This is a genomic window from Salipiger abyssi (assembly GCF_017311415.1).
GTDB classification, from domain to species: Bacteria; Pseudomonadota; Alphaproteobacteria; order Rhodobacterales; family Rhodobacteraceae; genus Salipiger; species Salipiger abyssi_A.
Map to the genome: position 1 here is coordinate 1 of NZ_JAEKIS010000046.1, position 10525 is coordinate 10525.

Here is a 10525-nt window from a genome sequence, read left to right on the forward strand (position 1 = left end):
GCCCGCGGCATTGAAGGTCGCAACCAGAGGCCGGATACACGAAGGAACTCGACCGCAATGCTGTTGCCAAAGTCAAAAAATCGCTTGCAGCCCCGGGGGCGTCCATACACGGGACATTGGCGACAACAATTCCCCAATGAGAGAAAGGACTCTGAGATGGGATGGCTGTTCTACACCGACGGCCGCGTCAAATCCTACGCGGATGAGAAAGCGGAAATTGCCCGGCTCTGCACCTTTGAGGGCGACACGCGCAAAACTGAACTGGTCAAGGCCTGCAAGGTTGGCTCCACCTGGTATGCAGCGGCTAGGGTTACCAATCGCGACGGCACCCCTGTCGAGGACGCGACCTATGTCACCGATCCTGACGGCTCGATCACTTTCGCCGCCGTATTCCTTACCCGATATGATGACGGCTGCTGGGGCTACAAGGACATGGAGGAAAGCGCGGGACCGGTCGAATCCCGCGCGCCACTGAGCCTATTGGCCCTGCTGTCCGAGCTGAAAGACCCAGACAGCTATGCTCATGCCTGGCGCCAGCGCTGCCAGGACTGGGCTGCGATCCCGGACTACGAGGAAGGCGACAAGATCAAGCTCGCCACCCCTGTGACGCTCACCGATGGCAGTACCTGCCAGATTGTCACCGCGACCCACTACAGGCGTGGGCGGCAAAAGCGCCGCTGCTACCGCATCGAGGAAACTGGTGGGCTCGTACGCCTGTCGAAGGCCTCGCTTGCGGGCTCGGAGCTGCTCAGCTCCACGAAAGGTGCGGCTAGCCCGGTGCTGGCGGAGTTCCTGGCGGGGCGAAATTAGGTCCTGCGCCGGACGGTTCATCGACCTGCCCGGCGACAGCAGATGCTGCGGCTTGTCTTGACAAGGCAATGCAAATGCATTACCTATCGCGGGCAGCAAAGCCCCTTTTCTTCAGGAGACTGCCATGACAGCCCTCGCACAAGATGTCTCGAAACTCACGGATCGGTATCAGACGACCGTGCCGGCGGGTGTGCGCAAACAGCTCAAGCTGGGCAAGGGCGACCAGATTCGTTACTGCACCGAGCCGAGTGGCAGGGTCTATATCGAGCCCGTGCGCAGCGACGAGGAAGATCCCGTGCTCGGAGCCTTTCTCGATTTTGTCGAGGCCGATATCAAGGCGCATCCGGACCGCATTCGGGCTTTCGATGGGGCTTTGCATGACCGTCTTGCAGCACTGGTCGGAGACGTTGATGTCGATCTCGATGCGCCGCTATCGCTCGAGGATGAATGAGCGGCGATAGCGTGCCCGCCCAAGCGCCCCTTGTCGTGAATGGATGGTCGATTTATGCGCACCCACTCTTTCTGGACCAGCTCGAAGGGCTGGTCGAGGAGGTAGAGGCGCGTAAGGCTCGCGATCCCAAGACCTGGCACAAGAAAAACCCGACGAAACGGCTGGCCGCCATCTTCAAGCTGGTCACCGAGGCCATACCTGCAGATCCGGGTGCCGCCGCCTTCCGGCAAGGCGGCACACTCGGCGATCACCGCAAGCACTGGTTCCGGGCGAAATTCTTCCAGCAGTATCGGCTGTTCTACCGGTTCAACAGCGATGCGAAGGTCATCGTGGTGGCATGGGTGAACGACGACAAGACCCTGCGCGCCTATGGCAGCAAGACGGATGCCTATGCGACGTTCAAAGGGATGCTGGAAGATGGCAACCCACCTGACAATTTCGACGCGCTCTTGAAAGAAGCTGCAGCGGCAGGCAAGCGGTTCGAGAAATCCCTTGAAGCGGTGCCCGATCGGTAAGTGGGCCAGCTTGCTATGACCCTTTGGCATTATCATTTACGACGCCACGCTCGAAGATGTAGCATCGGCTGATAATGCGGTCGGAGAAAGCACAATGAATGAGACGGAAAAGGATAGGCAGCACCTCGGTCTAGAGGAGCAATGCGCGCCTGACCTGACGGGGCACCGTTTCCCAATTGCTGTGCGCGTTGCAGACATGCCCGATGACCTCGGCAAGCTGCTGGATATCGGGCTCGAGGAGCATTTCCGTGGCCGCTGAAGCGAATTCTTATGACACGTGGTTTTGCGCGCAGGTGCAGGCCGCGCTGGAGGATGCACGCTCGGGAACATCTCAGGTTCAGGTGATGCAGGCCGCACAGGCATTGATTGATGCGAAGCGGCAGGTCGAACCCAAGTCCTGACCAAGCCTTTGAGGTCGGCGCGGTCTGACTACGTCACCCTGAAAAGCGAAAGCGGGCTTTTTGTCCTTTGGAACTCAGACCCTGATCCAAAGGAAAATCCCCATGTCCAAACCCAGAACGGCCAACCCGGCTCTCGCAATCTCCGAAGCCGATCTCGCCTCTGCCCTCGCGCAAATCGGCACGGAGGTCGATGACCAGCCCCTGCGCAGTTCAGCGCTCGCGCGTATCATGCGCGAGACGTTTCATGGCAGCGATGCCGGTGGCGCCTGGGACTGGCGCATGGCCTATGACATGATGCAGGCAGCGGCTGTCCAGGTGCTGCTGCGTGGGAACGGCGCGGCAGGTGACACCGCCGCTGCAAGGCTACTTGCCTCACGGCTCCTGACGGAAACCCGCCGGTCAGAGCAGCAGATCCGGCTACAGCAGTTTTCCACGCCGCTGCCATTCGCGGCGCTGGTTTTGCGGGCCGCGGCGATCCGCAAGGGCGAGACCGTTCTGGAGCCCTCGGCTGGCACCGGTGCCCTGGCTGCTTTCGCCGCCCGGGCCGGTGCCACGCTTCTGCTCAACGAGATCGACCCCTTTCGCCAGCGCCTCCTGCGCGCGGTTTTCGGCGGCGAGGTCACAGGCCATGACGGCGAGCATATCGATGATCTGCTGCAGACGCCGGTTCTACCCGAGGTCGTGGTGATGAACCCGCCCTTCGCCTCCTCGGTCGATCGCTCCCGAGACAAGCACATCGCCGCCAAGCATCTCATCGCGGCTGCAAAGCGCCTGGCACCCGGCGGGCGGCTGGTGGCGATCATGCCGCCGGGATTCACGCCCGAACGCGATGCCGCGCATTGGTCCCGCGCCTGCGGTCTCCTGACGCCGCGATTGGCGCTGACGATGCCGGGACAGGTCTATCGCAAGCTCGGCACCTCTGTCGAAACCCAGCTGATGGTCTTCGACAAGGTGCAGGAGGACGGCGAAATGATCCGCGCCAGTGTCCGGGACTTGGATGAAGCCCTTCCTTTTGTCGACGCAGTTGCCGCGACCCGGCCCGAGATGCGCCCCGTCCAACGGGCTGAAGCGATCCCTCATGCGCGACCGATCGTTCCATCATCTGCCCCGCGCAAGACCGCTGCTGCGCCTGTCGCCGCCTCCAAATCTCGGGCCAATGCCGTTGTCCCGCTCACTTTCAAGAGCCTCGATATCCCGCGCGACAACACGCCCATCTCGGACATCTATGCGCGCTACCGTCCGCAGCGGATCGAGATCGCGGGTGCGCAAGAACATCCCACGCCGCTCGTCGAGAGCATCGCCATGGCCTCGGTTGCCCCGCCCATGCCCTCAAACACGGGCAGTGATGACTTGCGCCTGCCCGCACGGTTGATCGAGGAGGGACATCTCTCCGAGGCGCAGCTGGAAACCATCATCATGGCGCATGACGCCCATGGGCGCGACCTGCCGGGTCGGTTCGCGATCGATGACGACCAGACCAAGCTGACGCGCGCCGATGATGATCCAGACGCACGTGCCTATCGCCTTGGCTATTTCCTCGGCGACGGCACCGGTTGCGGCAAGGGGCGCGAATGCGCGGGGCTCATTCTCGTGAACTGGCTGGCCGGGCGCAGAAAGGCGATCTGGGTTTCCAAATCCGCCACGCTCATCGAGGACGCCATCCGCGACTGGACCGATCTCGGCGGCTCGCCAGCCGACATCCAGCCGCTCTCAAAATGGAAACCGGATCAGCCCGTCCCGATGGGCGACGGTATCCTCTTCGTCACCTACGCCACGCTGCGGTCCGCGGGCAAATGTGGCACCACGCGACTGAGCCAGACCCTCGACTGGATGGGCGAAGACTTCGACGGCGTACTGGCCTTTGATGAGGCCCATGCCATGCAGAACGCGGCCGGGTCCGAGCAGGGCAGGGGGGTCAAACCCTCCCAGCAGGGCCTTGCAGGCCTGCGGCTGCAACTGGCAGCACCCCGCGCTCGCGTCTTCTACATTTCGGCCACGGGTGCCACGAGCGTGCACAACCTGGCCTATGCCGCGCGTCTTGGTCTCTGGGGGCAGGGGCCGGAATACCCCTTCCCAAGCCGCGAGAGCTTCGTTTCTGCGATGGAAGCTGGCGGTGTCGCCGCCATGGAGGTGGTCGCGCGCGATCTCAAGACGCTCGGCCTCTACACGGCCCGCGCCCTCAGCTTCGATGGCGTGGAGTATGACGTGCTCGAACACGCGCTCACCCCGGCCCAGATCGAGATCTACGACGCCTATGCGGGAGCCTTTCGCACAATCCACCACAATCTCGAAGCCGCTTTGACAGCCACCGGCGTCAACGATGCCTCGGGAGAGACCAATGCCTCGGCAGCACGCGCCTCGGCCAAGTCCCGCTTCGAGAGCACAAAGCAGCGTTTCTTCAATCATCTGCTGATGGGCATGAAGGCCCCGACCATCATCCACGCCATCGCGGACGATCTGGCGGCAGGCAAGGCTTGCGTCATCCAGGTGGTCTCGACGGGTGAGAGCCTGTTGAAGCGTCGGCTTGAGACGATGGACCCGGAGGATGAACTCGTCGAGGGTGCCTTGACGCCACGCGACTATGTTCTCGCCTACCTCGAACAGGCTTTTCCGATCCATGCCCAAAAGCTCGTGGAGATCGACGGCAACATGGTGGCTGAGCCGCTTCGGGATGAAACTGGCGCGCTGGTCGTCTCGCGCGAGGCGCTCGCTCTGCGTGACGCGGCCATGATGGAGTTGATGACGCTGGCGCCGATCCCCTCGGCGCTGGATCAGATCCTCTGGGCCTTTGGCGACGAGGCCGTGGCAGAAGTCACGGGGCGGTCCATCCGACCCCTCAAGGCCGAGGATGGTCATCTCTTCATCGAAAAGCGCGCCGCCAGCAGCAATTCATCCGAAACCCAAGCCTTCATGGACGGTGATAAGGATATCCTTATCTTCTCCGATGCGGGCGGTACGGGCCGGTCGTATCATGCGGCGCAAACGGCGAAGAACCAGAAACGGCGGCGGCACTACCTGCTGGAGCCCGGCTGGCGCGCCGATGCGGCCATCCAGGGGCTCGGCCGCACGCATCGCTCTGCCCAAGTCAGCGCGCCCTTCTTCCGGGTCTGCACCTCGGATGTGCATGGCGAAAAGCGTTTCACCTCGACTATAGCCAAGCGCCTCGACCAGCTGGGGGCCTTGACCAAGGGTCAGCGCGAGACCGGCTCGCAAGGCATGTTCCGCGAGGAGGACAATCTCGAAAGCCCGATCGCGCGAGCGGCGCTGCGTGGGTATTTCGCCGATCTTGCCGCCGGGCGCGCTGAGGCGATGAGCTACGAGAGCTTCACCGACTGGACCGCCCTGCGGCTGATCGACAAGGACGGGGTGCTCCTTGAGGAGCTTCCCCCGATCCAGCGGTTTCTCAACCGGGTGCTTGCCCTTCCCATCCACATGCAGAACGCACTCTTTGCCGAGTTCATGCGCCGGATTGCCGATCAGACGGAACGGGCGCGCGCGGCGGGCACGCTCGATCTCGGCGTGGAAACCCTACGCGGCGACAAGATAGAACAGGTCTCCACCGAGGATCTCTGGACCTGCCCGAAATCCGGCGCCGTGACGCGGATTATCGGGCTGGAGGTCACCGACCCAGTGTATGTGCTGGACGCCGAAGAGGCCATGTCGCGCAATCCCGACAAGTTACCGATGGTCAATCGCGCCTCCGGTCGCGCGGCGCTCATCTCGGCGCGCCCCATGCAGATGTATGACGAGGATATTGTCACACTGATGCGCAAGGCGGTGCGGCCAAACGGGTCTAGCTATCTCGAAGAGGCTCGGTTCACGTCTTCGGCCTGGGAAGACATCGACAGGCCCGAGTTTGCAAAGCTTTGGGATGCCGAGGCAGCGTCCCTGCCAAAAACCACCACAACCAAGCTCTACCTGCTGACCGGGCTGCTGTTGCCGATCTGGAAGGACATCCCGACCACGAATGAACGCATCTACCGCGTCACGCCGGACGGGGCGACCGCCATGATCGGGCGCACGCTGAGCGAGGAAGGGGCGGCCGCGCTGCGCGCCAGCTTCCTCGTTTCTAACCCGCAAACGCCACAGGAGATGCTGACTGCGGCTCTTGGCACCACCACGCCGGTCGATCTGGGCCGGGGTCTGACGCTGACCCGTCGCCGGGTCGCAGGCGAGATGCGCCTTGAGCTGGGCGGTGCGGACAAGGGCATGATCGAAGGCCTCAAGGCCATGGGGTGTTTCACCGAGATCATTGCCTTCCAGCTGCGGGTGTTCCTGCCGCATGGGGACGGGATCGACACGGTCAGCATTCTGGCCCGGATTGTGGGGCAGGGAACCAGCAACGCGGCAGACCAAGCCGCCTGAAAAGCCAAAGCGGGCTTTGGGTCGGGCGTCGCGGATCGGGATTTGGCCGGTCTGCGCTTTCCGGGCGCGCGCTGACCAATGCGACGCCTGGCCCCCCAACTTCTGATAAGAGGACAGACCCATGACCAATCCCCAGATCGACTATGCCGCAATGGCGGCTCAGTGGCGCGCCGAGCACGAAACCACCCTGAAAGCAACCCGAGCGGAACTGATCGTGCAATTGCGCGCGCTTGGCATCAACGAGGTCACCGCCGAATACGAAGGCTATGGCGACTCCGGCAATGTCGAGGACGTGAATGTGCAGCCTGCGGAGGTCCAACTGCCGGAAGCGCTTGTCACCGCCGTGGGCGATTTCGCCTGGTCACTCGCCTATCACCATCATCCGGGGTTCGAGAACAACGAGGGCGGCTACGGCACGCTGACCTGGGACTTGCGCAACGACAGCATCACGCTCGATCATGCGGACCGCTACGTTGAATGCTCGCACAGCTATGACGACGGGCTTTGAGATGGCCCATCCGCTTCATCATGCTGAAAGCTCTGCCCGGAAATTCGGTGGGGTGCCATCTGACTATCAGGACATCCACGACTGGTTCGACGCCTCGAAAGAACACCTCGCCCTCTTCACGCACCGCGCCTTGCGTCATCATGCTCAAGGCCTGTTCGAGGCCGAACGTGTCTTCGGTCTGACCCTGACCAATAGCGCGGGTCGGGACATCCCCGTGCGCTGGATCGGCGAGCAGCATGTCCGCGAAGACTGCCAGGGCCGCATTCCGAGCATGGCGGACTGGCTGCGACGGATACAGCCTGAGCCATGGATGGCCAATGGCCATATCGAGCAGCACCTCAGCGGGGAGCCCTGCGGCGATCCAAGGGTTGCTTGGGCATTCGAGGTGGCCGCCGGAAGAACGGTTCTCGGCCTGAAAGATTGGATGGCGGCGCGCGCGACGCAAGCCACGCAAAGCGCCTGACAGCTCTCGGTCGTTTGCCAAACGAATGCTGCATAGAAGCCCGGTCGGAAGATCAGGCTTCTTGCGTCGTTTCCCCAGCAATCTTTTTGAGGAGGATCACATGACATTCGAAGACATCAAGGCGGCCGTCGATGCCGGTCAGACCGTGCACTGGGCCAATACCGGCTACGTTGTCCACAAGGACCGGCTCGGTCAGTACCTCATCACCTTTGTGCCGAACGGTAGCTGCATCGGCCTGACCGACCGGAGCGGGCACCGGTTGAACGGAAAAGAGGCGGAGTTCTTCATCGCGCAATCGAAGGACAGCGCGGAAAATCCGGGTAGCCAATCAAGACCAGACGGGCAGGGGAGGGGCGCAGCACCCGAACGCGCGGGGGCATGCCCACTCGGACGGCAGCTCTGACCCGTGGGCGGGGCTGAAAGGAAAGCAAGCTTTCTGGTTTGTGATCCCAGGAGGGGTCGAGAAAGCAATCCCGGATGCGCTGGCAAGAACGTCAGGCACCGGCCAATCCAAAAGGAACCATCCCATGTTCGCAGGAACCCTCACCCGCAATGTCGAGACCGCCGCCGCCGAATACACCGGCATGATCCACTCGACGCGATTTGACATCGCCATCCAGCTTGAGGCACGGGCCAAGATGTCCGCGCGCAGTCCGGATTACGACGTGACGGCCGTCAACAAATCGGGCCGCAAGGTCCGCATCGGCACGGCCTGGAACGAGACGGGCAATACCAGCGGAAACCCCTATATCTCGATGCAGATCGATGTGGGCCTCGGCCCGTTCCGGGTCAACGCGGTGCAGACGAAAGAGGCGCGCGCGGCCCAGAGCGGCGAATTCGAGATCATCCCGTTGGTCTCGAACGGTCTGATGAAATCCGGCTCGATCTCGGGCGAGCTGACCGCTATGGACGCCGACAACGCCTTCACCGGCTACATCGCCAACATGATGTTCGATCTGGAGTTCATCCTGATCGAGAACAGCTACAAAACCGAGGAGACCCACCCCGATTACCGGATCGAGGTCAGCTCGCCCCGGGGCACACCGATCCGCGTCGGCTCGGCGTGGATGGCCAAAAGCAGCCGCACGGGCAATGACTACCTGACGCTGCTGATCAACACGCCTTACGGTGACCTGCGCGTCAACGCCGTGCAGAACGAAGAGCAGCGCGGCGGGCAGACCTTCTCGATCATCCCGTTCATCGACAGCGGTGAGCAGCCACAGGACGCAGGCGCAGGGCTGTCGCTGGTCGCGTGACCAACGCGCGAGATTAGACGATCCGCACCGAAAGGGGAGCCGTGGGATCACGGTTCCCCTCTTACAATGTCCATTTGCATGAAAGTAAGGTCAGTTAGTGATTTGCCAGGCGCGTTCAGGTTGCGAACGGCCCCAAAACATAAGATGGCGGCAGCCCTTAGAACGGCCTGCCCCGCGTCCGAACACACACCCGAAAACAGCCCGGTCAAATATAGTACTTGAATGGCTGCGGTCCGCCCTCCCGCGCCGAACCCATCACAAGGATGTCTCCGACCATCTTTGCGAAGCGGACTGTTACCGGCAACCCATCGTTGAAGTTGCACGAGTTGTAGTTGATCTTTGTCAGTCCCATGATGTCAGCAAGTACCGTCCGCATCTCTGGCTTATGATGCTTTGAGCGCAGGATCGTCACCATAAGCGGGTTGGGTGTTTCAGGCCCGATATACGTATCCAGCTGCGGGACGTAGCCGCTCGTCCAAAGATAGGCGTTCTTCTCGTCTAAACTTAGAGCCGTTCCTCTGATCACGGGGTAGTCGCCTGCACGGAAGAGCTTTGCGTCACCACCCGTAGGTCTGATCCGTACACCGACGACGTTCGTCCCCTTCGGAGCCGCCTGACAGAAGGCCTGCCACTCCTCGTCGTTGAATGACGCCTGCCCATGGATGAAGAGTTCCTTGGGCGGCTCGGAGTGCAGATCCCGGTACGCTTCTATCACAGTCTCTAGAAGTTCTTTCGCGGCGTCAGCGTTTAGATGGTATTCGTACTTGCCGGTCTTCCAAGGGCCATTCGCGCCGCGGAACACCACGCCATCGCCTTCACTCAAAAACATCTGCGCCGCGCAGCAGACGTGATTATCGCGGTTGTTTGGGAGGTTCTTGTAGACCATCCCGATGTAGCATACTCCTTCGCGCACGTTCGACAGCCGCCAGGGTGGACGGTCCTGTGTCTTATAGTAAAGCCCCGTCGCGATGTTCCACGCCACTGTCGCAGGGTCTTGGGTGGTTCGCTTCGGATAGCCCGCACTGTTGAGGAACGCTGTCGGCTCAAGGGTCGACTCGCGCAGGATCTGAGAGGGCGCGATCGAGAGCAAAGTCGCCTTGATGTGCCTACGGAAGTCGGGAATGTCGTCAAACACGTCCTCAATGCGCGGATCGAACCGTTCGTCCATGAAAAGGAACGACTGGGGTGACCTTGCGCGCTGCTTCTTGGGCGTTTTTCCAGCGACCAGGGTCAAACCGGTCCGCCTCGATTCCGGACGGCAGCGCTCGTAGACTATCTCGGGCACGACGAACATCCATACATCAATCGAACCCTCCTCGTTGCGCCTGAACTTGTGGACGCGCTCAGTGTAGATACGGGCGACCGCATCGACGGCCTCGTGCATGTTCTGCACCCTGGTCGCCCGCTCGATGGCGTCAAACTCGACCGTCAGGGACCTGAGCCGATCTGGATCGAAAGTAATGCCGAATGTCTCTTCGAGCCCGGCGAAATCCGCGAGATGAAGACGGTCCTTCTTCTCCGTCGGCCCCGGAGGCGGCACCGGTATCCCGGAAAGCAGCCGGCGGCTCCAAGATCGGAAGTGTCCGATCCCGTCCGACGTTCCCACAACCCCAATTCGGACTTCTCGAAGCTTCCGAGTGGTGGGCGACAACCATCTTGACCGGCACCGTCAGGCAAGTTGGCCGCCGCCGCCAGCCGTAGGGAGGGCGTAGCCCGACCGAAGGCTGGCGGCGGCGGCGCGGTTCTCTTCACGGGG

At 62.0% G+C, this 10525-nt stretch carries 11 protein-coding genes; 10 read left to right on the plus strand and 1 reads right to left on the minus strand.

What is annotated here, in order from left to right; translation table 11 throughout:
* Positions 1 to 156 precede the first annotated feature (156 nt).
* The 10 genes from I6N89_RS24855 to I6N89_RS24900 all read left to right on the plus strand — a co-directional run bounded on the left by I6N89_RS24855 (position 157) and on the right by I6N89_RS24900 (position 8769).
* The gene (locus I6N89_RS24855) at positions 157 to 810 is read left to right on the plus strand and encodes a DUF6927 domain-containing protein (RefSeq protein ID WP_028288610.1); all 654 of its coding nucleotides are present in this window, start codon (positions 157 to 159) and stop codon (positions 808 to 810) included.
* Between the two features lie 124 nt (positions 811 to 934).
* Positions 935 to 1261, plus strand: a complete 327-nt coding sequence (locus tag I6N89_RS24860; RefSeq protein WP_005668772.1) for a type II toxin-antitoxin system PrlF family antitoxin — start codon at positions 935 to 937, stop codon at positions 1259 to 1261.
* The gene (locus tag I6N89_RS24865; RefSeq protein ID WP_024099306.1) at positions 1258 to 1776 is read left to right on the plus strand and encodes a type II toxin-antitoxin system YhaV family toxin; all 519 of its coding nucleotides are present in this window, start codon (positions 1258 to 1260) and stop codon (positions 1774 to 1776) included. Before I6N89_RS24860 ends, I6N89_RS24865 begins: the two co-directional genes overlap by 4 nt.
* Before the next feature lie 94 nt (positions 1777 to 1870).
* Positions 1871 to 2035 (plus strand): hypothetical protein, encoded by a 165-nt coding sequence (locus I6N89_RS24870; protein ID WP_009819683.1) that lies wholly within the window; start codon positions 1871 to 1873, stop codon positions 2033 to 2035.
* Positions 2025 to 2177, plus strand: coding sequence for a hypothetical protein (locus tag I6N89_RS24875; protein ID WP_043754116.1), 153 nt, complete (start codon positions 2025 to 2027; stop codon positions 2175 to 2177). The genes I6N89_RS24870 and I6N89_RS24875 overlap by 11 nt, the downstream gene beginning before the upstream one ends.
* Before the next feature lie 102 nt (positions 2178 to 2279).
* Entirely contained in the window at positions 2280 to 6542 is a 4263-nt protein-coding gene (locus tag I6N89_RS24880; RefSeq protein ID WP_028288609.1) for a strawberry notch family protein, read from the plus strand.
* Positions 6543 to 6663: 121 nt separating this feature from the next.
* A complete protein-coding gene (locus tag I6N89_RS24885; protein WP_076625728.1) occupies positions 6664 to 7050 on the plus strand; it encodes a DUF6878 family protein in 387 nt (128 codons plus the stop codon).
* 1 nt (position 7051) lies between these two features.
* Positions 7052 to 7513 (plus strand): DUF6915 family protein, encoded by a 462-nt coding sequence (locus I6N89_RS24890; protein ID WP_028288607.1) that lies wholly within the window; start codon positions 7052 to 7054, stop codon positions 7511 to 7513.
* A 100-nt stretch (positions 7514 to 7613) separates the two neighbouring features.
* Positions 7614 to 7916, plus strand: a complete 303-nt coding sequence (locus I6N89_RS24895) for a hypothetical protein (protein WP_028288606.1) — start codon at positions 7614 to 7616, stop codon at positions 7914 to 7916.
* A gap of 124 nt (positions 7917 to 8040) precedes the next feature.
* On the plus strand, positions 8041 to 8769 hold the full coding sequence (locus tag I6N89_RS24900) for a DUF736 family protein (RefSeq protein ID WP_076625729.1): 729 nt from the start codon (positions 8041 to 8043) through the stop codon (positions 8767 to 8769).
* Positions 8770 to 8974: 205 nt separating this feature from the next.
* On the opposite strand, the gene I6N89_RS24905 is transcribed toward I6N89_RS24900, so the two are convergent.
* Positions 8975 to 10420, minus strand: a complete 1446-nt coding sequence (locus tag I6N89_RS24905) for an argonaute/piwi family protein (protein ID WP_207020928.1) — start codon at positions 10418 to 10420, stop codon at positions 8975 to 8977.
* Positions 10421 to 10525 lie beyond the last annotated feature (105 nt).